General features: G+C 58.2%; 18 protein-coding genes. 4 read left to right on the forward strand and 14 right to left on the reverse strand.

Going from position 1 to position 23,096, the window contains the following annotated elements; all coding sequences use genetic code 11:
* Positions 1–34 precede the first annotated feature (34 nt).
* Positions 35–2,614 (forward strand): methyl-accepting chemotaxis protein, encoded by a 2,580-nt coding sequence (locus tag NXC24_RS24260; RefSeq protein WP_104825986.1) that lies wholly within the window; start codon positions 35–37, stop codon positions 2,612–2,614.
* A gap of 27 nt (positions 2,615–2,641) precedes the next feature.
* Here the strand turns inward: NXC24_RS24260 and NXC24_RS24265 are convergent, their stop codons facing one another.
* The 7 genes from NXC24_RS24265 to NXC24_RS24295 all read right to left on the reverse strand — a co-directional run bounded on the left by NXC24_RS24265 (position 2,642) and on the right by NXC24_RS24295 (position 11,180).
* Positions 2,642–3,475 carry an ABC transporter ATP-binding protein gene (locus tag NXC24_RS24265; protein ID WP_104825987.1) on the reverse strand — a complete coding sequence of 278 codons (834 nt, stop codon included), beginning with the start codon at positions 3,473–3,475 and terminating at the stop codon, positions 2,642–2,644.
* Positions 3,472–4,461, reverse strand: coding sequence for an ABC transporter ATP-binding protein (locus NXC24_RS24270; protein ID WP_104825988.1), 990 nt, complete (start codon positions 4,459–4,461; stop codon positions 3,472–3,474). Before NXC24_RS24270 ends, NXC24_RS24265 begins: the two co-directional genes overlap by 4 nt.
* A gap of 2 nt (positions 4,462–4,463) precedes the next feature.
* Positions 4,464–5,321 (reverse strand): ABC transporter permease, encoded by an 858-nt coding sequence (locus NXC24_RS24275; RefSeq protein WP_104825989.1) that lies wholly within the window; start codon positions 5,319–5,321, stop codon positions 4,464–4,466.
* Positions 5,322–5,324: 3 nt separating this feature from the next.
* Positions 5,325–6,329 carry an ABC transporter permease gene (locus NXC24_RS24280; RefSeq protein WP_104825990.1) on the reverse strand — a complete coding sequence of 335 codons (1,005 nt, stop codon included), beginning with the start codon at positions 6,327–6,329 and terminating at the stop codon, positions 5,325–5,327.
* A 110-nt stretch (positions 6,330–6,439) separates the two neighbouring features.
* The gene (locus NXC24_RS24285; protein WP_104825991.1) at positions 6,440–8,341 is read right to left on the reverse strand and encodes an ABC transporter substrate-binding protein; all 1,902 of its coding nucleotides are present in this window, start codon (positions 8,339–8,341) and stop codon (positions 6,440–6,442) included.
* A gap of 200 nt (positions 8,342–8,541) precedes the next feature.
* Entirely contained in the window at positions 8,542–10,050 is a 1,509-nt protein-coding gene (locus NXC24_RS24290; RefSeq protein ID WP_104827814.1) for an alpha-N-arabinofuranosidase, read from the reverse strand.
* Positions 10,051–10,259: 209 nt separating this feature from the next.
* Positions 10,260–11,180 carry a helix-turn-helix domain-containing protein gene (locus NXC24_RS24295; RefSeq protein ID WP_104825992.1) on the reverse strand — a complete coding sequence of 307 codons (921 nt, stop codon included), beginning with the start codon at positions 11,178–11,180 and terminating at the stop codon, positions 10,260–10,262.
* 440 nt (positions 11,181–11,620) lie between these two features.
* Between NXC24_RS24295 and NXC24_RS24305 the strand changes: the two genes are divergently transcribed.
* Together NXC24_RS24305 and NXC24_RS24310 are read left to right on the forward strand one after the other, a co-directional pair.
* On the forward strand, positions 11,621–11,905 hold the full coding sequence (locus NXC24_RS24305; protein WP_104825994.1) for a hypothetical protein: 285 nt from the start codon (positions 11,621–11,623) through the stop codon (positions 11,903–11,905).
* 91 nt (positions 11,906–11,996) lie between these two features.
* Positions 11,997–12,929 carry an MYG1 family protein gene (locus NXC24_RS24310; protein WP_104825995.1) on the forward strand — a complete coding sequence of 311 codons (933 nt, stop codon included), beginning with the start codon at positions 11,997–11,999 and terminating at the stop codon, positions 12,927–12,929.
* Positions 12,930–13,276: 347 nt separating this feature from the next.
* On the opposite strand, the gene NXC24_RS24315 is transcribed toward NXC24_RS24310, so the two are convergent.
* Together NXC24_RS24315 and NXC24_RS35240 are read right to left on the reverse strand one after the other, a co-directional pair.
* The gene (locus tag NXC24_RS24315; RefSeq protein ID WP_104825996.1) at positions 13,277–15,232 is read right to left on the reverse strand and encodes a methyl-accepting chemotaxis protein; all 1,956 of its coding nucleotides are present in this window, start codon (positions 15,230–15,232) and stop codon (positions 13,277–13,279) included.
* 95 nt (positions 15,233–15,327) lie between these two features.
* The gene (locus NXC24_RS35240; protein WP_158704548.1) at positions 15,328–15,606 is read right to left on the reverse strand and encodes a hypothetical protein; all 279 of its coding nucleotides are present in this window, start codon (positions 15,604–15,606) and stop codon (positions 15,328–15,330) included.
* Between the two features lie 639 nt (positions 15,607–16,245).
* Between NXC24_RS35240 and NXC24_RS24320 the strand changes: the two genes are divergently transcribed.
* Positions 16,246–17,241: an AraC family transcriptional regulator gene (locus NXC24_RS24320; RefSeq protein WP_104825997.1), complete on the forward strand. Its 996-nt coding sequence runs from the start codon at positions 16,246–16,248 to the stop codon at positions 17,239–17,241.
* 51 nt (positions 17,242–17,292) lie between these two features.
* Here the strand turns inward: NXC24_RS24320 and NXC24_RS24325 are convergent, their stop codons facing one another.
* The 5 genes from NXC24_RS24325 to NXC24_RS24345 all read right to left on the reverse strand — a co-directional run bounded on the left by NXC24_RS24325 (position 17,293) and on the right by NXC24_RS24345 (position 23,092).
* Entirely contained in the window at positions 17,293–18,204 is a 912-nt protein-coding gene (locus NXC24_RS24325; protein ID WP_245464215.1) for an oligopeptide/dipeptide ABC transporter ATP-binding protein, read from the reverse strand.
* 71 nt (positions 18,205–18,275) lie between these two features.
* Positions 18,276–19,301 carry an ABC transporter ATP-binding protein gene (locus NXC24_RS24330; protein WP_104825998.1) on the reverse strand — a complete coding sequence of 342 codons (1,026 nt, stop codon included), beginning with the start codon at positions 19,299–19,301 and terminating at the stop codon, positions 18,276–18,278.
* Between the two features lie 2 nt (positions 19,302–19,303).
* Positions 19,304–20,275, reverse strand: coding sequence for an ABC transporter permease (locus NXC24_RS24335; RefSeq protein WP_104825999.1), 972 nt, complete (start codon positions 20,273–20,275; stop codon positions 19,304–19,306).
* 9 nt (positions 20,276–20,284) lie between these two features.
* Positions 20,285–21,322, reverse strand: a complete 1,038-nt coding sequence (locus NXC24_RS24340) for an ABC transporter permease (protein ID WP_104826000.1) — start codon at positions 21,320–21,322, stop codon at positions 20,285–20,287.
* Positions 21,323–21,397: 75 nt separating this feature from the next.
* A complete protein-coding gene (locus NXC24_RS24345) occupies positions 21,398–23,092 on the reverse strand; it encodes an ABC transporter substrate-binding protein (protein ID WP_245464139.1) in 1,695 nt (564 codons plus the stop codon).
* Positions 23,093–23,096 lie beyond the last annotated feature (4 nt).

Here is a 23,096-nt window from a genome sequence, read left to right on the forward strand (position 1 = left end):
GCCAATTTTATTGCTAGAGCGGGAGCAGGGCGCAATGAAATTATTTTTAAAATGGTTTTCCGGACTTAAATTCAGATTCAAGGTTGCAGGCGGCTTTCTTGTCATATTGATTTTGGCTGCAATTGTCGGCTCGGTTGGATATTCCGCAATTGTCGACCTGTCATCGCGCTTCAGCATCGTTGGTCGTTCTGCAGAGGTCACCAACGAGATGCAGTCGACATCGCTTCAGCGAGAGCGATATTTGTTCGATCCTGGCATCGAGAGTGCCAGCGCCACGCGCCAGCGGATCCAGGATCTCAACGCGGCGCTCGTAACGCTTTCTGAAGCGGTAAAGAACGATCCGTTGGTCACGGCCAAGGTCGCGGAAGTCAAGGCGACGGTCGATGAGTTCGCTTCCACATTTGACGGAGTGATTGCACAGACAGATCAGCAGCAACAGCGCCTTGCCACGCTTCAGCGGAGTATTTCGGATCTGGAAGCGCTGGCGGCCTCGATCAATGATGCCGTGGGCAAGGAAGAGAGCCGAATCCGGGTCGCAGCAGACGCGGCGAACAAGGAGTTGAGCGCTGCCAATGGGCTGCTCGGCAGCGCGGTCAAACTCCAGCAGGGTGCGAACTCGATCAAAAGCATCCAGCAGGAAAGCGGCGGTGCGTTCCTGGGCGATTTTCTTCAGCAGGCGAAAACTGTCGCTGAAAGCATCGTCGTCGAGACGGAAAAACTCAATGGACAGCAAATAGACGGTTTGGACCCGGCGGTGCTTCCGAAACTCGCCCAGGCAGGCAAACTGCTTGAACAGTCGCTGGACGACATTGGCAGCACCGAGGATTTCAAGAGGAAATTCGACGCGCAAACGATCGTCGGAAAAACGGTCAACGAAATCCTCGCTTTGACCCAAAGCATCCAGGCGCAGACCTTTCCGCTGGTGGACGCCGCCATGAACAAGGCATCCGCATCGTCGGCGGAGCTTTCCAAATTCAGGGAGCTCGCAGTCCAGGCCGAAACGCTCGGCAGATTGGCGCTCGCTGCCCGCGCCGAAATGCTCAAACTGTTCGGGGGGTTCGGCGATACCGATCCGGCGCCCGTCGAGGAACAGCTCAAGGACCTCGTTGCGCTGGAAAAGACCATTGCGACTGCAGCAACCGCACTTCCCTCCATTGCCGACGACGTAAAGCAAATCCCTGTCTCGATTACGATCTTTGACAAGGCGTTCAGGGAAATGCTTGTTGCGCAGGCCGATCTGGCAAGGGAGCGGGAACAGCTTGCGAAGCTGACGACTGAGGTCAGTTTGAAAATCGATACGCTCAATGCCGAGCAAATTAATACCGCTCATACGGCAGCCGGTTCTGCCACATTCAAAATCGGGGTCACCGTTCTGGTTGCAATTGCCGGCGGCATCTGCCTTGCCGTCCTGCTCAACTTCGCCATCAGCCGCCCAATCCAATCCATGACGGACGTCATCCGAAAGCTCGCCAGTGGCGAAAACGACGTCCTCATCCCCGGCATTAATCGTGGGGACGAGATCGGCATCATGGCAAAAGCCGTCCAGGTTCTGCGAGCGACCGCAATCGAAAAACTCTCCCTCGAGGATAGGGCCGAACAAAATCGACGCGAAAGCGAGATCGAGCGTAACAACCGCGAGCGTGAAAAATTACTGGAGGCCACGAAGCTTCAAAAGGCCGTCAATGCCTTGGCTGCCGGTCTTAGACGCCTTGCTTCCGGCGATATCTCCATCGACATTGATGAAAAATTCAGTGATGAACTGGATCGGTTGCGCACAGACTTCAATTCGGCGCAGGCCCATCTTCGCGTTGCTTTGTCTGATGTCGAACGAAGCGCCACTTCCATTCGCTCCAACACGCGCGAACTCGATTTGGCGGTGAATGACCTTTCTCGCCGGACGGAAAAGCAGGCGACGTCTCTTGAGGAGACAGCCGCCGCCTTGGAAGAGATCACGGCCACCGTAAGAGCCTCCGCCGACCGCGCCAACGAAGCCGGGCAGATTGCCGCGAAAACATCCGACGCGACGTCGCATGCGCAGGATGTCGTGCGAAACGCGGTTTCTGCCATGGCCAAGATCGAGCAATCGTCGGAAAAAATCCGACAGATCATCTCCGTCATGGACGATATTGCGTTCCAGACGAACCTGCTCGCGCTCAATGCCGGCGTAGAAGCGGCGCGAGCAGGCGAGGCTGGAAACGGCTTCGCGGTTGTGGCGCAGGAGGTCCGCGAACTGGCGGCAAGATCGGCGACGGCGGCCAAGGAGATCACCTCCCTGATCAACACATCCAACGCGGATGTCACTTCCGGCGTCGGTCTTGTTACGGAAAGCGGCGGGACACTCCAGGAGATTGATCACTACGTCAACGATATGCACCAGCGCGTCAAGGCAATCGCCAGTTCCTCTCAGGAGCAATTTGCCAGCATCTCGTCGGTAAATTCCGCTGTGCGTTCCATGGATCATATGACGCAGCAAAATGCCGCCATGGTGGAAGAAGCCTCGGCCAGCACGGCGGCTTTGTCAGGGGAAGCCGAACGGCTGCATGACCAGTTTGCACGTTTTGAACTTGGCGGAACTGAAAAGAGGAATCTTGAAGACGGGGTGACGGCTGCGTAGCGATTCAAGTCGAACAAGAGACCACGGTTAGGACCTTCGCCGCGCCTCCAACGTGGTCGTTCCGAAGTCAGCAGAAAGGACCGCGTCTTTCAGTGCGCGGGAATAGGGATGCTGCGGATTGTCGAGGACGGCGCGCGCCTGGCCCTGCTCGACGATTTCGCCTTTGCGCATGATGATGATCTTGTCGCTGATATAGTAGGCCGTCGCGAGATCGTGGGTGATGTAGATGATCGAAAGCCCCAGCTCGCTTTTCAACTGCCCGAACAAATTGACGATCGACATGCGTAGCGATGCGTCCACCATGGAAACGGGTTCATCGGCGACGAGAAGGCGCGGCTGGGGGATGAGGGCGCGCGCAATGGCCGTGCGCTGCAGTTGGCCGCCGGACAGTTCGTGCGGGAAACGGCCTTTCACCTCAGCAAGGCTAAGGCCGACATGCGCCAATGCGGCATCGGCTATCCGCTCGATTTCTTGCCGATCCGGTCGCTCCGAGCCTGCCGAAAAGTTGCGGGCCGTTTCGAAGAGATAGCGGTCGACCCGTTTCAGCGGATTGAACGCCTCGAAAGGATTCTGCAGAACGGGCTGGACCTCTCTCATGAACGCCCGGCGTTCGGACGCGCCATGGATGGCGACGGCCTTGCCGCGGAAATCAAGCTCGCCTGCGGACGGCGTCGTCTGTCCGAGGATCATCGCCGCGATCGTCGATTTCCCCGAGCCCGACTCTCCGACAATCGACAGGATTTCCGGCTCTTCGCTGAGCTCGAAACTGACATCCTTGACGGCCGTGATCTGGCGCCGACCGAGGATGCCGCCTTGCCGGAAGATCTTTGTGACATGCGAGAGGGTAAGAAGAGCGCTCAAACCTGGTCTCCCGTAACGGCAAAACAAGCCACGCGCCGGCCGGGCTCCACTGTCACCAGCGGCGGAACTTTCTGCGTGCAGATATCCATTCGCTTCGGACAGCGCGGATGAAAGCGGCAGCCCTCCGGCGGCATGGCAAGATTGGGAGGACGTCCTTCCAGTGACGGACGCGTCTGGACGTCGCCGATGCGCGGGAGGCTCCCAACCAGATGCTGCGTATAGGGATGGAGCGGCATGTTGAAGAGCTTGCGGGTCGGCGCTTCCTCGACCAGGCGGCCGGCATAGACGATTCCGATGCGGTCAGAGACGGTCGCGTGCACACCCATATCATGCGTGACGAACAGGAAGGACGAACCCATCTCGTGCTGGATTTCGCGGATCATCGAGAGGACATCGCGCTGGACGATGACGTCGAGCGCGGTCGTCGGCTCGTCCGCGATGATAAATTCCGGGGTCAGGATCGTGGCGAGCGCGATGGTCATACGCTGGCGCATGCCGCCGGAGAGTTCGTGGGGATAGGCGTCGAGCAGATTTGGATCGAGCTTCAGCCGCTGCAGATGAGTGGCAACTTTGTCGAAAAACTGCTCCCTGCTGACTTTCATATGCCGGAGTGCGAAATCCGTGAAGGAATGACGGATGCGGCGCACCGGATTGAGCACGTTCATCGAACCCTGCATGATATAAGACAGATGCAGCCAGCGCAGCGCCATGCGCTGCTCCGGCTTCATGGCATAGATATCTTGCGTGCCACCGGCGAAATGGAACGTCACCTTGCCTGAGACGACCCTGAGCGGCGGCCGGATGGCGCCGGCGATGGTCTTGATCAGGGTCGTCTTGCCGCTGCTCGATTCACCGGCAACGCCATAGATTTCGCCGCGCCCGATCGTCAGACTGATATCGTCGACGGCGCGCACCTCGCGATCGACGCCGTAGAGAAAGGCGCGGTAGTAGGCTTTCAGATTCTCGATTTCGACCAGGGCATCCATGGCTAACCTCCCATCCGATTGAGCCGGCTGCGCGGATCGTTGTATTCGTTCATCGACATGGACAGCAGGAACAGCGCCAGGAAGAGGAGCACGATGACGGCAACGGGCGCCGCTACCCACCACCATGTCCCGGCGATAAGCGCCGAATGGGCATTGGCCCAATAGATCATCATGCCCATGGTCGGCGTCTCGATATCGGTGAAGCCGAGCACCGAGAGCGTGATTTCCATGCCGATCGACCAGATCATATTGTTCATCGTCGTGGCGAAGACGATCGGAAGCACATAGGGAAGGTGCTCCTCCACGAGGATTTTCCGCATGCTCATGCCGGAATAGACGCTCTGGGTGGTAAATGGTCTTGTCTTGAGGCTGATTGCGACGGAGCGAATGAGCCTTGCATCGTAGGACCAGCCGAGCGAGGCCATCACCACGATGAGAACGCTCCAGGTCATGCTGTCCTTTAGCACGAAGTAGAACAGGATCAGCAGTGGAAATTGCGGGATGACCATGACGCTGTCGTTGATCGCCATCAGCACCCGGTCGACCGCGCCGCCAGCATAGCCGGCAACGAGACCGACCACCAGCGATATGATGCGCGAGAGAAAGGCGACGCCGATGCCGAAATAAAGCGTGTTGCGCAGCGCAGTGGCGAGCTGCCAGAAGACGTCCTGGCCGCGCGACGTCGTGCCGAGCCAATATTGGCTATCGGGCGGCATGTCTGGCGGCAGAAGATAGATGTCCGTGGGGCCGTATGGCGAGAAATAGGATACGACTATCAGGCCGACGATGACGGCGAAAAGCAGCAGGCCGCTCAAGAACTCCACGTTTTGCCGCGCGAGGTCGCGGATGATCGTAAACATGCTCTATTCCACCTTGATGCGCGGATCGATAAGCGGGCTAAGGACGTCGATAATGAAGACGGCCGCCGCGACACCGACGATCGACAATGCGCTGAGGCCGAGGACGAGGCTGTAATCACCGGCATGCACCGCTGAAATCAGCAGGTTGCCAATGCCGGGATAGCCGAACACGATCTCCGTGATCACCGTGCCGTTGAAGATGGCGCCGAGCGACATCGCAAGGCCAGTGAATTGCGGCACCATGGCATTGCGAGCGATATAGGAGCGGAGAATGCGCCTTTTCTGGACGCCGCCGAGCTCGGCAAAGACCACGTAATCCTCGGTGATGATGTTGGAGACCAAAGCGCGCATGCCGATTAGCCAACTGCCGGTGCCGACGAGGATCAGCGAAAGTGCCGGCAGGATCGAATGCTTCAGAATGTCCAGGATCAGAGCCAGGGACAGGTTGAGATTGGTGTTCATCTCATAACCGCCGTTGATCGGCAGGATCGGCCACACGTAACCGAAGAGGATGATCAGCACGAAAGCGAAGATATAGTAGGGGATCGGCTGCATGGCGATGAAGATGAGGCTCACGGCCTTGAGCGCCATGTTTTTCCGATAATACCCAGCCAGCGCTCCGACTATATTGCCAAGAATGAATGTGATCAGCGTCGAAACTGTCATGAGCCCGATCGTCCAGGGCAGGGAGCGTAGGATGATGGTCGAGACCGGCGTCGGGAAGGCCGAGAGTGAGGGGCCGAGATCGCCGGTCGCTAGACGGCCCCAGAAATGCAGGTATTGCTGCCATATGGACCCTTCGAGACCGTAAAGCGCACGAAGGGACTGTCGCATCAATTCGACGGCGCGCGGGTCGGACTGACCCATCTGCTGAATCGAGCCGATGCTTTCCTCGACAGGATCGATCGGTGTCAGATGCGTAACGAAGAAGGTCGCGGAAATGCCGATGAAGACCACGAGCAGGAACTGGCCGAACCGCCTCAATAAGAAAACAGGATAAGACGCCATACCGCGGTGTTCCTTGCTGCTGGCACTTGCTTCAAGAAAGTTCGCCGGACCTGCCTAGTGTCCGGCGACAGGTACCTGACGCGGCGGACACCGCGTCAGGGTCGGGAGGATTATGGCTGCGCCGGCTTCAGCTTGACCATCATCAACCGGGAGTTCGCCCAATTGGGAACCGGATCGGTATAAGGATCAGCAATGGTCGGATAGCCTTTCCAGTAGGTGGTATCCATCGACGTGAAGACGTTGTAGGACATCAGCGGAATGGTCGGCATTTCACGGGCCACCAGTTTCAGATAGTCGTTGCCCAGTTCGATGCCCTTGGGATCGTCGGCGCTGACCTTGCGAATGCTCTCGATGATCTTATCGAGCTCGGGATTGGACCAACGCTGCCAGTTGCGCGGCGGCTGGTTTTCACCCTTCTTGGCAACGAATTCCGAATGCCAGCTATCGAGGAAGAAGGAGAGGTCGGGATCGCCGCCCCAGGTTTCGACGCTCCAGGCGATCGCCACCTGGAAGTCACCCGGCTGGAGTGATGTCTGCCACAGGCTGGTGGACGGAACGGCCTTGGAATCGATGCCGAAAGCGGCCCATTGCTGGGCAATCAGCGTGCCGGCGCGGGTGAAGACCGAGCGGGTATCGCCTTCGACACTCATGCGGATCTTGAAGGGTTGGCCATCCGGCGTCATCCATTTGCCGCCAGTTTTCTTGAAGCCCGCCTTTTCCAGAAGCTCGGCTGCCGCTTGGGGATCCGGCTTCCACCAGCCGTAACCGAATGCGGTGTTGATGGCTGCCGGATCGGTCGGGATCTGGTCCTTGAACTTCGGCTGCTTGCGCAGGATATCGGCGATCTGCTGGCCGACCGTCGGATCATAGGGCTTGATCTTACGCTTGCCGGTATCGATCTCGAAGGTCTTGAGCCAATCCTGCAACGGCGCCTGGTAATCCTTCATGGCGATGGCCGTTGGCGGAACACCGAGCGCCGAAAGTGTAGCCGCGCCACGGTAGCTCGCCATATCCACGGCCTTGATGTCGATAAGCAGCGCGAGTGCCCAGCGCACATCCGGGTTCTGGAAGGTGGGATCCTGCGTGTTGAAGATCACGGCAGGAAGCGTCGGATCGGGATGAGCGAAGGGGAAGCCGGGGAACCAGCTATCAACGGTCTTGGATTTCTCCTTGAGCGTGAACATGCCCTCGGGCGTGTTGTCATGGATAATATCCAGATTGTGCTCGATCTGAGCGATGGTGCGTTTATCCGGCGGGCCCGGATCGACATAGGTGACATATTTCGGCGCCGGCTCGCCGAAGCGGGCAAGCGAGGTGCGCTGCCAGTCGTCGCGCTTCTCCCAGGTGTACCATTTGCCTTGGGGATCATAGGCCTTCAGCTTATAGGCCCCGAGCGAGATGGGATTGGCGAAATCATACCGAACCGGATCGGCCACTTTCTCGAAAATATGCTTCGGCATGATCCAGGCGCCGTTCCAACGAACGGTGAAGAGCGCGTGAAAGCGGGAATTGGGCTTCTTGAGTTTGAAGACGACGGTATAGGGATCGGTCGCCTCGACGCTTGCCACCTGCACAGAGAAGGCCGCACTCCAAACCATGCCGGGATGGTCCATCTGCGTCTTGACGGTATAGACCACGTCGTCGGCGGTGAATTCCACGCCGTCGCTCCAATAAAGCCCCTTGCGCAGCTTCACGGTCATCTCGGTGAAGTCGGCATTATATTGCGGCTTGTCGGCAGCCAGGGAATTGTCCCAGGTCGAGCCGCCAAGTCCCTGTTCGGGATCGATATACCAGAGCGTATCCATGGTCAGTTGCTGCAAGCCGGTCGAAACGCCGCCCCCGCCATTGACCCAGATATTGAACCAGCCGGGATTCTTGATCGTCCCTTCCGGATTTTCGACGATGAGCGTCTCCTTGCGCGGCAAGGAGGTATAGTCATCGGCCTTCGCTGCCGCCATCAGGCCAAGTGTGGCCAGGGCGACGCCGAATGCAAGCTTCTTCCAATGCTGCATGATCTCCTCCCTTTGAGAGCGACGAGAGAGCGGCCGCAGGGACGCCTGGCACGTCGCAGTTTGTCGGTTCGCAGCCGCGTCAGGACCGAGCAAGTCAGGTCCTGGGCTTCTGCGAACCATTCCTCCGGCTCGGTTGCCTCCTCGCAACGCGCGCCGGATATGCCTCGGTCAGGGCCGGTAGCCCTGCCGGCAAATGGTCGTCACACCGACAGCCGGATGACGCTGTAGGACAGCGGCTTCAGCGCTGCCCGCAGCCTGCCATCCTCGATTTTTGCGGTTTCGACATGGACCGGGACGACCGTTTCCGGCCGCGTGGCGGTGTTGACCGCCTGCAGGTCGCCGTGGGTCATCTCCACCTGCTCGACAATGCGGGCATTGGCGAAGCCGTCCAGCCGGGCGTCGAAATCGAGCGCGGTCTGCGTGTGGCGGTTGACGGCGAAGAAGGTCAGGGTCTTGCCGTCGTCGGAAAGAACGGCTGACGCGTCGAGATACGGAACGTCGTTTGCCTCGTCGCAATCATAGGTCGGACCGTCGGTGATCAGTTGCAGCGCCGATCCACGCCCATATTTCGAGGCGAAATAGAAGGGATAATAGATCGTCTGGCGCCAGGCCGGGCCGCCATCCTCGGTCATGATCGGGGCAATGACGTTGACGAGCTGGGCGATGCAGGCGATGCGCACGCGATCCGAGCGGCGAATGAAGGTGTTGAGAATGCCGCCCACCTGCAGAACGTCTTCGAAATTATAGACGTCTTCCAGCAAATGCGGCGCATCCGGCCATTCATCACGAGCAAGGATCTCCTTGTCCTGCTGGTTGGAATGGTACCAGACATTCCACTCATCGAAGGAAATGCCGATCGTCTTCTTCGACCGCTTCTTCGCCTTGATATAATCGATGACGCCACCGATGGTGACGATGTAGCGGTCGAGCTTTTCGGCCTTGGCCAGATAGTTGAGCGTGTTCTTTTCGCGATTGGCGAAATACATGTGCAGTGAGATATGATCGGCGCTGTCATAGCACTGGTCCAGAACCTGCGCTTCCCAATCGGGATAGGTCTTCATGTCAGAATTCGACGAGCCGCAGACGACCAGTTCCAGAGATTTGTCGAAGCCGCGCATGGCCTTCGCCGTCTCATCGGCCAGCCGGCCATATTCATAGGCTGATTTGTGGCCGACTTGCCAAGGGCCGTCCATCTCGTTGCCGAGGCACCACAATTTGACATCATGGGGATTTGTCCAGCCATGCTTGCGGCGCAGGTCCGACCAATAGGTGCCGCCGGGATGATTGCAATATTCGAGGAAATTGCGAGCTGCATCCAGGCCGCGCGAGCCGAGATTGACGGCAAGCATCGGCTTGGTATTTGCCTTCTTGCACCAGTCGACGAATTCGTTCACGCCGATCTGGTTGCTTTCGCGGGTGCGCCAGGCAAGGTCGAGACGGACCGGGCGCTCCGAGCGCGGGCCTACTCCATCTTCCCAATTATAGGCCGATACGAAGTTGCCGCCGGGATAACGGCAATAGGGCGTATCGAGCTGGCGAACGAGATCGATGACATCGCGCCGGAACCCGTGCTCATCGGCAGTCGGGTGTCCGGGCTCGTAAATGCCGCCGTAAATCGCCCTGCCGAGATGTTCGAGGAACGAGCTGTAAAGTCTGGAATCGATGGTCGCGACCTGGAAATCGCGATGGACAATGACGTTCGCCTTCAACGAACCCTCCCATTTATGCATCAGATTTCTTGTTTTCTTGTATCTATCTTGATAGCGATAAATGGCAGTGTCAATTGTGCCGCGTTTTTGATTTTTCCCGTGCAAATTCCTGAAAAAGCTATTTAATTACAAGTAGTTCTCCTTGCGGATGGGTGGCTTGGAACGGGAACGGAACGCGATTTAATAATCAGGATTTCCGATATTTATCTTCAAACATACAGCCGCATGACGATGTCTCGGCCATAATTTCCAAAGCCGCGGCCGAAAATATTGACCCCGCCGGTGTTGCTGGCATTTTCGGCGATGCCGATGCGGAGCCGGATGGAGGAATGTTGGGCAAGGGCGAGGTCGCTGACCGTGACATTGGAGGCGGCCATGCCGTCGATGAAGGTTCCGCGTGTGGAAATGCGCCAGGTCTTCAGCTTCCCGTATTGCGAACCCTCGAGCTTCCACCATGCCGGCGTGAAGGCGCCACGCTTGTCGCCATAGTCGCCCGGCGAGGTCCAGGTTCCAATCGCCATTCCGTTAACCCAGAGCGTGATGTCGGAGGGCCAATCGGGATTGGTGCCTGGCACTTCAGAAGACAATTCCATCGAAAATTCGATGGCGCGCACGGTCTTGTTCAAGACCTTGGCATTATTGGGGAATTTATACTCGACATGCCCTCTGCCAAACCAGATGAGACCCGCCTGCATGCGTTGTGGATCCAAGAAATAGTCGGGCACGTCGAGAAGGCCGAGCACAGTTTCGGTGGAGCAGAGACCACAGGGCGCATGAATGTCACAGCTCGTATAGAGACCGACCGGCATCGCAACCTCGATGAAGTCGTCCTTCTGAACGGTCGTGTCCTGGAAACTGATCAGAATTTCATTATAAATCGCGGAGCAAATTTTTTGATTGCCCTTGCGTGCCTTGGCAAGACGGGATTCAACCAGTCCCGCCTCTTCCAAGATCTGAATGCCGGTGGCGACCGTTGACTGAGGCAAAGAGAGCGTTCGCGCCATGTCATTAACGTTCATCGGCCCTTTTGAGCAAAGCAACTTGAGGAGTTGTATGCGTACAGGCGCCGAGAGCGCTCTTATAGCATTCTCGTTCTCGCTGGCGTCGATGGTCAAGAACGAGTGTTCCATTACGCTCCCCAGTATTCTTGAAATTACGTTTTATATCTGAAATCTCGATGTATCAAGACTGACTGGCTAAAATTGACTTCAGTGTCAGTGCCGCCGGCTTTTATTTTTTCCAACTATAGGGGCAGCATCTTCAGAAGCTCAATCGACGATTATCCATTGGAAATCTGTTGCTTGATAGACTGCTGACGTTCACAGGCGCCCGCTAGAGGCGCAGGATAGTGGCTCCGATCAGGATGATGAGGAATGCCGGTGGCAAAAGGACGACTGGCAGGAGCCAGATGCCGAAAAGCGAGTCCGCCTGCGCTTGGTCGGGATGAGCGGGATCGTAAAGGATCGGGAGCTTGGAAAATTTGCATCCGCGATATAGCGCTCTTTGGCTCGCCGATCTCATTGTGTCTGCTAGCAGGGGTGAAGTAAAAATCTGACAGAAGGTGAGCTGGATGGTGAAATGGCAAGCTAAAGATTTCGGCCCGGACAGCGTTGTCCTTGACGCTGACAAGCTGTCGCGACCGGTTACCGCTGAAGAGCTGGGAAATCAGCTAGTTCGTATCAATCGACTCTGCACGATTCTGTCGCATGTTCTCGATGCGGCAGACATAGCAGTGACGGATCGGGAACGCCTTTGGTCGGAGATCGAGGGGTTTCAGGATCAAAACTTCGAGGCGTACAAAAGTTTGCTCGCGAGCGAATCCCCCGAAGGAGGCCGGACCAGCCCGCCCAAATAAGCAAATGGCCCGTTGAGATGGGATGCAGCAACGGCTATCTGCTGCTAGACCCCCAGCGGATACTCCGCGAACAACAAGGCATAGCCCCCGCATGATCCCAGATTTCCTCGTCACCCATTCCGGCGGTTTCCATGCCGACGAACTGTTGTCCAGCGTCATCCTGACCCGGCTTTTTCCGCAGGCGCGTCTCATCCGCAGCCGGATGCCGGAATGGACCACCCCCGGCCCAGACCGTATCATCTACGATGTGGGCGGCAGATATGACGCCGCCGCGCGGATCTTCGATCACCATCAGCGCGGCGCGCCGCTGCGGGAGAGTGGCCAACCATACAGTTCGTTCGGTTTGATCTGGAAGCATTATGGCCGTGATTACCTCGCCGCCTCGGGTCTTCCCGAAGCGCATATCGAGGCGGTACATGCCTCCTTCGATGCTAGTTTTGTGCTGCCGGTCGATCTCGTTGACAATGGTGCGCTCAGCCCCTCCGTTGCGGGAGCGCTGGCTGGGCTCACGTTGCCGGCGCTGCTGGAAACCTTAAAGCCCGTTTTTGACGAGGCAAACCCCGAGGCCGAAGATCGCGGTTTCCAAAACGCTCTTGCCATTGCCCGAAGTTTCGTCGAGGCGAGGATAGCCCAAAGCGCCGCAAAGTTGCGGGCCGAAGCGCTCGTGCACCAGGCAATCATGGATGCAGGCAAGGGGCGCATTCTGGAACTCCCAATGGGAATGCCCTTCCGCCCCGCCATCGTGAAGGCAGGCGCCGATCACCTGCTGTTTGTCGTTCACCCGCGCGAAAATGATTGGTGTCTGACCGGCATCCGCCGTGCGGATGAGGGTTTCGAGCTGAGGGCAGACCTGCCTGCCTCTTGGGCGGGCTTGACCGACCGCGATCTGGAAGTGGCTTGCGGCATAGAGGGCGCGAGCTTTTGCCACAGCGGCCGGTTCATCGCCGCCGCCAGGACCCGCGAGGCTGCACTCGCCATGGCCGAGCTGGCGGTGACGGAGGCTGAAGTCGGCATGACCGGCTGACGCTTGCCAGGCAGATGATGGAGCGGTGCCTAGTCGGCCCGCTCGTTCTGAAAGCCTTACCTGATCGACCTCGTAATCGACCGGCTCCTTGTCCCGCATTTCGCTTTCGCAATTGCCTATGAATTTGCTTTAAAGGGCGGAATGGTAGACTTGACGCAAAGAGACCAATTGTTCGGAGCCTTGCAAGTTCATCACGCCGAGAACATGGGATGGGCAGCGGCGTGACCGCTGCCCATCCCGGATTTCCCAGACCGAAGTTGTCTCAATGCAGAACCGCTAGCCACTGAGACGGAAGGCGATGATTTCCAGCGTCGTGGCCTGACTGGCGGCTGAAGGTGTTGCTTCGATCAGAAGTCTTCCCATTCCTTTACAGCGGCGGCAGTTGCCGTCTTTCCGCCGAAGACGCGGGAGAGCTTGTTGCTAAGGGCGCGGGCCGGAGAGGCAACAGGCTTGGTCGTTTCGCGGATGGCACGCGGGCCGACGGCGTCTTCAAGCCTAAAGTTGCCAATGAGATCCCGTAGCTTCGCGGCCTCCTGCGTAAGATTGGAAGCCGCGGCGGTCGATTGCTCCACCATGGCGGCATTCTGCTGCGTCGTCTGATCCATCGAATTGATCGCCGTGTTAATCTCGGCAAGACCCGTCGACTGCTCCTTTGCGGACACGGCGATCGCATTCATGTGATTGTTGATCTGGCCAATGAAGCCGCCGATGACGTTTAGCGCCTCGCCGGTATCGCGCACCAGCTTGACGCCGCTTTGCACTTCGGTGGTCGACGTTTGGATCAGGCCCTTGATCTCCTTTGCCGCCTGCGCCGAGCGCTGAGCAAGCTCGCGCACTTCCTGTGCGACGACCGCAAAGCCCTTGCCTGCTTCGCCTGCTCGGGCTGCCTCCACTCCGGCGTTGAGCGCCAGAAGATTGGTCTGGAAAGCAATCTCGTCGATAACGCCTATGATGTTGGAGATTTGCTGCGAGCTCTCCTCGATCCGCCGCATCGCCTCCTCGGCATGAGAAACCACTTCGGCGGATTTCTGCGCGCTCTGATTGGCCTGGCTCGCGACAGCGCGGGCCTCTTCCGTCAGCTTTGTCGACGAACCAACGTTGACGACGATCTCGTCGAGTGCGGCGGCGGTTTCTTCGAGTGAGGCGGCCTGTTGTTCCGTCCGTCTGGAGAGATCCTGCGCACCCGACGAGATTTCGCGCGTGCCATTGTTCATGGCGCCAATGCTGTCCGCGATCGTCGAAAGTGCGGCGCCAAGCTGCTGGACCGACTGATTGAAGTCCCGGCGCAGCGGCTCGAAATCCGGTGCGAAGGCCTCATTGATCTGGAAGGCCAGATCGCCGGCGGCAAGCCGTTTCAGACCTGAGGCGAGATTGTCAGAGGCAAAGCGCAATTGTTCGGCTTCACGCTCCGTGCGGCGCTGGAGTTCGGCGCGTTCGGCTTCCTGATGGCCGCGAGAGGCGGTAGCCTCTTCTTCGAGGCGCCTGTTGGCGACTGCATTCTGTTGGAAGACCTTAACGGCTTCATACATGGCGCCTATTTCGTCTCGACGCGTCACGGAGGCGATATCGACATTCATGTCGCCATCAGCGAGCCGGCGCATTGCTGAGGTCATCAGCTTGATGGGCTTGGCAACGCCGATCATCAACGCGATCGCTGATGCAAACAAGACAAGAACAACGCTTGCGCCGACGATCAAAGAGATCGTTTCCGCCGTTGAAACCGAGGCCGCCAGCGCAGCTCTTGCTTCCTGCGTAAAGTGGCGAGCGTTCTGGATCGAGGCGTCCGTTGCCGTGTGCGTGCGCTCCATAACCTGGTTGATATCCACCTCGGAGACGACGCCCAACGCCGCTTCGACTTCTGCCGGGCTCAATGGCGAGCCATTCTTCTTGGACATGGCTGCGGTCAAAGCGGAGGCACGTTTTGTTATGAGGCCATCATACTCGCGCAAACCATTGCGGATGTCCTTCAAGACATCAGGCTTCAGAGCGATACTGATGGGCTGCTCAAGGCCATCCCATGCTTGTTGGTCGCTGATTTTGGCTTGACTGAGCGAAGCTTCAACTTCCTTTGCCGTCGTAGCAGAGCCGATTTCATGAGCGGCTGTCCGCATTTCGGCGAGAGATACCGCGGCAGTCTGAATGCCGTTGAGAATCGTTTGTTCACGAGAAACGGCCGCATTCGCCGAACTGATTTCACCGCTGGCGATCTGCTGATTTATGAGAATACCGATGATCAGTACAATTCCGATACCCGACGAAAGCGCAAGCTTCGTACCGATCTTAAGGTTTGCCAAGAAAGACATATGAATCCTTTGTGTTGTCACCGCCGGCAGCCTCCTCCCTTGAAGCCGGGCGTATTGAATGATTTTCAGTTAGAGACGAAAGAAGAAGTGAGCCTTCACGCGTTCTGCGTGGGCCGCATGTCAGCGTTAATTGAAAGATGCGGCGCATCAGTCACATCGCCCTTCAGAGACGCGCAAAGAGCCTCCAAATAATATGCCGCGTTGCTCAGCATCTCACGTTTGCGCGCCAGCAATTGTAAGAGGTCAGGTGCTTCGGGCGCCGTGGAAAAGGTATCCGAGGTTTGGACGTCTGGTCGAGCGCGGTTCTGGGCTGGAAATGGAATGAGGTTAGGCACGACGTTCTCCGGGAACGAAGGAGACAGGGGTGCCGTCATCGGCCCTCTGAAGGTAGTGGAGAAAAGCCGCCACAAATCATTTGCGCAGCGCGAATAGGCTTTCGATTATGCCGGAGAGCAGGAGATTGTCCTTGGAAGACAACCGCGTCTCAGCAACTGCGCCTATGCACTCACGAATTGACGCGAACCCTTAACAAAGATTGGATTTTCGTGGATGCGCCTCGGTTCTCACAACCTCAAGTGAACTTTGCTGCTCATTCTGGATATGTTGGCGGAAACTGGACACGATGGCGCGATCCCATGATGGTAAGAGCGATCATGAAGTAGTGCCGCATTTCGCGGCAGTAAAAACTAAAGGATCGCTATGGCGTGACGAGATTCAGTCCGAACTGTCGCCAGGAAGAACCGCTTAGAGACCGGCCTTAAAATTCCGTTCTCTCGAGGGGCGCTACTGGTACTCGCGGTGCAGATTCTTGGTGTTCCAGAGAGTTGGCCGGGTACAGGTACGTGTCGCCTTTGGCGGCCGTCAGATATCGTTTGTCCGCGTGTCATTCGCTATTGGGCGGGGTCTGTTTGCGCGCTCGCAGACTTCCAAATCTCGACGCCGACCATCTGGACGAAGTTGCCATTTGACCTGCCATTGCCTTTCAAGCGGTCCACGCACAAACGAATAATCATATGTCAGACAATATCCTGGTGAAATCCTCGCTGCGATTTCATGGCTCAACCTTCGACGATATGGTCGAAATATACACGAAAAACTTCGGTCCCTTTGAGGCCAGCCAGTTGGGCCGGGGGGCAGATTTCCTTTGGCAGGCCGACTTCCATACCGGAGGGGCAGCAACCTTGGTCACCAGTCACTACCAGGTTGAATGGCAAGCACGTCCTCTGGCCGAAATGCCTGAGTGGCTATCGATTGCGGTACCTCGCATCGGAGGCTGGGGCGTAGCGCTTGGTCGCCGAGTGATTGACGTCAAGCCGGGCCAGGTGCTGCTTGTCAATAACAAGCAGCCGGAACGTTTCTTTCTGCAAGGTGCGCCGAATATGTCCGATGTGCTCCGACTGGACTGGGCGGTCATGAAGCAAACGGTTGCAGCAATGTTTGAGATGCCATTGAATGGCTCACTTGATCTGACGCCGATCCTGGATCTGTCCACGTCAGCCGGTCAATTGGTCGGAAATCTCGTGCAAACGATCATTGCGGGTATGCGCTACAACGGACCGCTCATTCAATCTCCGATGGCGATGTCGTATATGGTCAACGCGCTCGCCGATTTGATATTGCGGACGACGCCACATCAGCTATCTCACCTATTAGCCAAGAAGCCCCACCTGGTTGCTCCCCGGCATGTTCGACGTGCCATCGACTTCATGCACGCAAACATTGACCGGCCAATAACGATGCAAATGGTCGCCGAGGCTGTTGGTGTTTCCATTCGCGCGCTGGAAGGGGGCTTTCGGGCTTTCAGGGAAACAACCCCAATGGCTTATCTGCGGGGGATTCGTCTGCAAGCCGCCCGGGCAGATCTTCTGGATCAGTCCAACCGCACGTCGATCAAAGAAATATGCTTGAAGTGGGGCTTCTTCCATTTCGGAAGATTCGCGGTGACCTATCGGCAGACATTTGGAGAAACTCCATCGGAGACGAGGAAGCGCTCAGGAGCTGAAGGCTGAGTAAGCATATGACAATCCACAAACGTCTTTAGACCCGATCTCCGGGCTGGTTCACTCCAGGGGAAAGTGGCAGGCAACCCCATGGTTCGTCGAGGTTTCAGTCAAAAGCGGGCGGCTTTCATGGCAGATATCTCGGGCAAAGGCACAGCGGGTCGAGAATTTGCAGCCCTTGGGAGGGTTGAGCGGGCTTGGAATTTCGCCCTTGAGCAGGATGCGCTCGCGTCTGCCCCCTTTATGCGGCTGCGGAATGGCTGAAAGCAGCGCCTGGGTATAAGGATGGCGCGGGGCGGCGTAGAGCGTGTCGGTCTCGCCGATTTCCACGATGGAACCGAGATACATGACGGCCACGCGGGTCGAAACCTGGCGAACCACGGGAAGATCGTGAGCGATGAACAAATAGGTGAGGTTCAGCCGCTCACGGAGGTCAGCGAACAGATTGATGATCTGCGCCTGTACCGAAACATCGAGTGCGGAGACCGGTTCATCGGCGACGATCAATTGCGGTTCGACCGCCAGCGCCCGCGCAATGCCGATCCGCTGGCGCTGTCCGCCTGAAAATTCATGCGGATAACGATCGAGATATTCAGGCCTCAGACCCACCAAAGTCATGAGTTCGGCAAGGCGATCCTCGACTTCGGAACCAGTGCGGATCGCGTGGACCTTCAGCACTTCGCCGAGGATATCGCGGACCCTGCGGCGCGGATTAAGCGAGGAGGAAGGATCCTGGAAGATCATCTGCATTTTGCGCCGCACTGGCTTCAGCGCCCGCGCATTCGCCTTGCCGATCTCGATGCCCTCGAAGGCGAGGCTGCCGGAAGTCACGTCGTAAAGCCGGGTCATGCAACGACCCAAGGTGGACTTGCCGGAGCCGGATTCGCCGACCAGGCCGAGCGTCTCGCCCGGAAACACGTCGAGGCTGATCTGGTCTACGGCATGCAATATCCGGCCCGAGCCCGGCATCATGGTCTTACCGACGACGAAATTCTTGGTCAGTTGGTGAGCCGAAAGGAGAGGCTTTCGCATTTGCTCGGTGCTCACGCCGCCACCTCCAGGCAAAGAACGGTCCGGCGCAGGGTTTCCCGCTCGTCGCCGTCGAGCACACAGAGCCCGGCCTGATCCTCAAGCCGTCTGAGCGGCGGACGCGCGTTGCACTCAGCGCGGGCAAATCGACAGCGCGGCGCAAAACCGCAGCCCTCGGGTATGTTTTCGGGTGTGGGCGGCATGCCGCCGATCGAGATCAGCCGCTCGGGTCTTGGGCCGGTCAATGGCGGGATCGAGGCCATCAGGCCCCAGGTATAGGGGTGAAGGGGATGGGAAAAGATAGCTTTCGCCGGACCGCTTTCCACAATACGGCCGGCATACATGACCGCGACCTGATCGGCCACTTCGGCAACGACACCCATATCGTGGGTAATCAGGATGATCGCCGATCCAAAATCCTTGCGCAACCGCAGCAGAAGATCGAGCACCTGCGCCTGGACGGTCACGTCGAGCGCCGTGGTCGGTTCATCGGCGACGATGAGCGCCGGATTGCAGGAGATCGCCATCGCAATGACGGCGCGCTGGCGCATGCCGCCGGAAAGCTGGTGCGGATAGCGCCCGACGGCCTCCGCCGGATTTGCGAAGCCCACCTCCGCCAAAAGTTCGATCGCGCGTTTGCGTGCTGCCCGAGCGGAGAGTTTTTCATGAGCGCGGATCTGCTCTTCTATCTGCCAGCCGATCGTATAGACCGGGGTCAGCGCGGTCATCGGATCCTGCGAGATCAGGCCGATGCCCTTGCCGCGAATGCTTCGCATCCGGCTGGCCGGCAGTTCGAGAATGCGCTCGCCTTGAAAGGCAACCGCACCGTCGACCCTGGTGGTCTTCGCATCGTGAAGGCCGAGGAGCGACAGAAGCGTTACCGATTTTCCAGAGCCGGACTCGCCGACAATGGAGAGAATTTCGCCCTGGCGAACCGAAAAGGAGACGTCGTCTACAGCCTTGACGAGGCCCTTGTCGGTCGCAAATGACACGGTAAGACCCTTGACGTCCAGAAGCAGAGGCTTGTTGGAACCGGTCATCGTCAACTCCCTCTCACGCGCGGATCGATCAGCACGTAGATGATGTCCACGCACGCATTGGCGAGGACGACGAAAAAGGAGGCATACATCACCGTGCCAAGAATCATCGGCAGATCCAGATTGAGCAGCGCCTGATAAGTCAGCCGTCCGACACCGTTGAGGCCGAAGACGACTTCGGTAAGCAATGCGGCGCCGCCAACCAGTGCGCCGAAATCGAGGCCGAACATGGTAACGAACGGGATCAGCGACGTCCGGAGCGCGTGCCTGAGCATTACCCGCGCCGGGCTCAGCCCCTTGGCACGAGCGGTGCGGATATAATCTTCGTGATAGGCTTCCACCAAGTTGGCGCGCAGGACGCGGCCGTAAATCCCGATATAGAGCGTCGCCAATGTGATCCACGGAATGATCAGCGTCTTGAACCAGCCCAGCGGATCTTCGAAAAGCGGCTTGTAGCCGAGTGCGGGCACCCAGGAAAAAAGCCAGGTATCGTGAAGGCGGCTCTGGGAGATCAGATTCATTACCTCGCCAAGCCAGTAGACCGGCATGGAAACGCCGACGAGCGCAAGCATCATCAGCCCGCGATCGAGTAGGCTGCCCCGTGTCATGGTGGCTACGACGCCGGTCACCACGCCGCCCAGGATCCAGAGAACTGCCGCGCCGAAGACGAGCGACAAGGTCACCGGCGCCGCGACGGCGACTTCCGGCACCACGCGCATGCCGCGATTGACGTAAGAGGCGAGATCCTGCGTCACGAAAAGCCGCTTCATCATGATCGCATATTGCACGGGCAGCGGCCGATCGAAGCCGAATTCGGATCGGATGGCCTGGATAGTTTCCTGAGAGGCATTGCGGCCGGCGATGCGGGCAGCCGGATCGGAGCCGGGCGTCGCAAAGAAGATTAGGAAGACGAGCGCCGAGATGCCGAACATCACGAAGATCATCTGGGCGAGACGCTGGAAGATTGCGACAAACATCCCGCGCCCTCAGACAATCTTGGTGCGTGGGTCGAGCACGTCACGGATGCTGTCGCCGACCACGTTAAGGGAGAGAACGGTGAGCGCGATGACGATGCCGGGCGCGAGCGCCACGGCCGGGCGCGTATAGAGCAGCGTCTGCCCATCCTGAATGATTGTTCCCCAGCTCGCATCCGGCGCCTGTACGCCGATCGAAAGAAACGAAAGCGACGACTCGGTGACGATGTTGAGCGCCATCATCAGCGGTATGAAGACGATGAGCATGGTCGACACGTTCGGCAAAATGTCCTTGAGCAGAATGCGCCAGGCTGGAATACCGAGCCCGACCGCCGCGAGCACGAATTCGCTCTCCTTGAGCGCGAGCACCCGGCCGCGGACGGGTCTTGCGACATAGGGCACGTAGATGATGCCGATGATGCCGATCGGCAGGAGCAGACTGTCGGCAGTGATTTCAATCGGGCCGATCACAACGCCCTTCGAAATCATCACGATCGAAAGCGAGATCGCCAGCAGATAGACGGGAAACGCCCAGAGAATGTCGAGAATGCGCGACAGCACGATATCTGCGAGGCCGCCGAAAAAACCCGCAGATATGCCGATGGCTGCGGCCAGCACGAGACAGACGGCCGTCGCAGCCGACGCGATCAGCAGGGAATTCCTTCCGCCATAGAGGAGGCGGGCGGCAACGTCGCGACCCTGCGTATCGGCACCGAGGAAATATTGCGCTCCCCAGGTCGGCCCGATCGGAGTCACGCCGAGGCCCAGCCCCTCGGTAGAGGCCTGCATGATCTTCACCTTTTTGCCGTCGACCGTGACCTTGCCGCTCAGGTTGGAGCGGAACGGATCCGTGCCGGCGATATCGGCGGCGTAGAATGGCGCCGCAAGGCTCGACAACACGATCACGAGGAGCAGGAAAACGGCGGCGATCGTCGGCTTGTCGCGTTTCAGGAGCACCCAGGCCCGCCGCCAGGGACCGGCGCCGCTACGCGTCGCAACGGCGTCGAGCCTTTCGATCTCGGAAGATGGGGTATCGGCCAAGGCGTTCATCTCGCTTTCCCGCACGGGTCATATACAACAGGCACGCATGCAGGCGGCGGCGCTGATCGCGCCGCCGCCTGATGGTTACTTCACCCAGGATTGGGAGATGACCCAGCGGTTCTGCTTGTTGAAGGCATAATTTCCGAGGCGGGCGGAGGTGAAATTCACGCTCTTCGGCGTGAACAGCGGCGCCAGCGGCGCTTCAGCCATATAGGCCTTGTCGATCTTGGCCCATTCGGCATTGGCGGCTTTCTCATCGGTCAGCGAAAGGGTCATGGCCGCCTTCATCTTGGCGTCGAGGTCCTTATTGCAATAGCCGGCGATATTGATCGAGGAATCGCTGCCTTTGTTGAAGCTGCTGCAGGAGAGCAGCACATTCAGAAAGTCCGACGCGGCCGGATAGTCCATATACCACTGGGTAACGCTGATCTGGACGTTGTTGTTGGTATTCTGAATGTAGGCAAACTCGATATTGGGCGAGATCGCCTTCATCGAGGCATCATAGCCGAGCTCGTTGAGGACGCTCTGAATATAGGTGCCGATGCCGCGTGCAACCGCGTTGTCTTCGGCGATCACGGTCACCTTTTGACCCTTCGTGCCCGATTCCTCGACCAGTTGCTTGGCCTTGTCCATATCTGCCTCCGACCACTTCGGGCCGGGGTCCTTGGTATAGATGCAATCATCGACATGGCCGGGGAAATCGGGCGGCAGGATCTGGCAAGTCGGCTGTGCCAGCACTTCACCCCCGAAGAGCCCGACGAGTGCGTCACGATCGAGCGCATAGTTCAGGGCCTGTCGCGCCTTGATGTTATTAAAGGGCGGTAGATTGACGTTCATCGGCGCGTACCAAAAGGCCGCGAGCGGATCGATGCGAACCTGCTTGGCGTATTTCGAGCCGATCTCAGGCAGGCGATCCGTCGGCGGCGTGTCGAACATCCAGTCCACCTGACCATTGATCACGGCATTGATACCGGCTTCCTCGGTCATGCCGAACTTATAGTCGATTTCGTCGGCATAGCCGTCCGGCTGCGCATCGACGCTCCATTCCTTGAAATAGGGATTGCGCTTCAACACCATCTTTTCATTTGGGTTGTAGCTTTCGATCATGTAGGCACCGGTTCCCGGTATGGGGCTCGTGCCGGCATCCTTGGCGGGCGTATCGGCTGGGACGATACTCGCATGCGGTACCGCAAGCTTGGCGAAGAACTCCGAATCCGCCGCGGTGAGATTGATGGTGACTGTGCCGGCCTTCTCGTCGGCAATCACACCGCCATCAAGCGTGCAGGTATCACCATCAGCCATGCATTTATCGGCGCCGACGATACCATTGTAGAAACTGCCCATGGTTGGACCCTTGACCTTGAAGATCCGCTGAAACGAGGCCACGACATCGGCCGGCGTGACGTCCTTGCCGTTCCAGAACTTGATGCCCTTGCGGATCTTGAAGACATAGGTTTTCCCGTCATTCTTGATCTCCGGCATTTCCTCGGCGATCGCGGGCACGATCTTGAAGCCTTCCGTACCACCCGCCTGCTTGAACTTGACGAGGCCGTCATAGCTCATCTGGTAGATCTGCCAATACTGGGCCGTATAGTTGAGCATCGGATCGATGGTGCCGGCCGCCGAAACGGCCGAGAGCGTCATCGTGCCACCGCGATGCTGAGCCATGAGCGCGGCCCGGTCCTCGGCGTGAGCCACCCCCGAAAGCATGGTCTGGGCGAGCAGAAGGCCGGCGAAAGCTGCCCCCGCGCGGAAAAATGTTGTTGTCCGTGTCATCATGATT

Origin of the sequence: Rhizobium sp. NXC24 (assembly GCF_002944315.1) — a bacterium.
Taxonomy (GTDB): domain Bacteria; phylum Pseudomonadota; class Alphaproteobacteria; order Rhizobiales; family Rhizobiaceae; genus Rhizobium.

What these genes read in the sequence shown, in the direction of transcription:
- NXC24_RS24340 (WP_104826000.1), bottom strand. Translation starts at nt 21,322, where the DNA reads ATGAACGCCTTGGCCGATACCCCATCTTCCGAGATCGAAAGGCTCGAC.
- NXC24_RS24315 (WP_104825996.1), bottom strand. Translation starts at nt 15,232, where the DNA reads ATGTCTTTCTTGGCAAACCTTAAGATCGGTACGAAGCTTGCGCTTTCG.
- NXC24_RS24330 (WP_104825998.1), bottom strand. Translation starts at nt 19,301, where the DNA reads ATGACCGGTTCCAACAAGCCTCTGCTTCTGGACGTCAAGGGTCTTACC.
- NXC24_RS24310 (WP_104825995.1), top strand. Translation starts at nt 11,997, where the DNA reads ATGATCCCAGATTTCCTCGTCACCCATTCCGGCGGTTTCCATGCCGAC.
- NXC24_RS24295 (WP_104825992.1), bottom strand. Translation starts at nt 11,180, where the DNA reads ATGGAACACTCGTTCTTGACCATCGACGCCAGCGAGAACGAGAATGCT.
- NXC24_RS35240 (WP_158704548.1), bottom strand. Translation starts at nt 15,606, where the DNA reads ATGACGGCACCCCTGTCTCCTTCGTTCCCGGAGAACGTCGTGCCTAAC.
- NXC24_RS24320 (WP_104825997.1), top strand. Translation starts at nt 16,246, where the DNA reads ATGTCAGACAATATCCTGGTGAAATCCTCGCTGCGATTTCATGGCTCA.
- NXC24_RS24335 (WP_104825999.1), bottom strand. Translation starts at nt 20,275, where the DNA reads ATGTTTGTCGCAATCTTCCAGCGTCTCGCCCAGATGATCTTCGTGATG.
- NXC24_RS24260 (WP_104825986.1), top strand. Translation starts at nt 35, where the DNA reads ATGAAATTATTTTTAAAATGGTTTTCCGGACTTAAATTCAGATTCAAG.
- NXC24_RS24275 (WP_104825989.1), bottom strand. Translation starts at nt 5,321, where the DNA reads ATGTTTACGATCATCCGCGACCTCGCGCGGCAAAACGTGGAGTTCTTG.
- NXC24_RS24305 (WP_104825994.1), top strand. Translation starts at nt 11,621, where the DNA reads ATGGTGAAATGGCAAGCTAAAGATTTCGGCCCGGACAGCGTTGTCCTT.
- NXC24_RS24345 (WP_245464139.1), bottom strand. Translation starts at nt 23,092, where the DNA reads ATGATGACACGGACAACAACATTTTTCCGCGCGGGGGCAGCTTTCGCC.
- NXC24_RS24285 (WP_104825991.1), bottom strand. Translation starts at nt 8,341, where the DNA reads ATGCAGCATTGGAAGAAGCTTGCATTCGGCGTCGCCCTGGCCACACTT.
- NXC24_RS24270 (WP_104825988.1), bottom strand. Translation starts at nt 4,461, where the DNA reads ATGGATGCCCTGGTCGAAATCGAGAATCTGAAAGCCTACTACCGCGCC.
- NXC24_RS24325 (WP_245464215.1), bottom strand. Translation starts at nt 18,204, where the DNA reads ATGATGCCGGGCTCGGGCCGGATATTGCATGCCGTAGACCAGATCAGC.
- NXC24_RS24280 (WP_104825990.1), bottom strand. Translation starts at nt 6,329, where the DNA reads ATGGCGTCTTATCCTGTTTTCTTATTGAGGCGGTTCGGCCAGTTCCTG.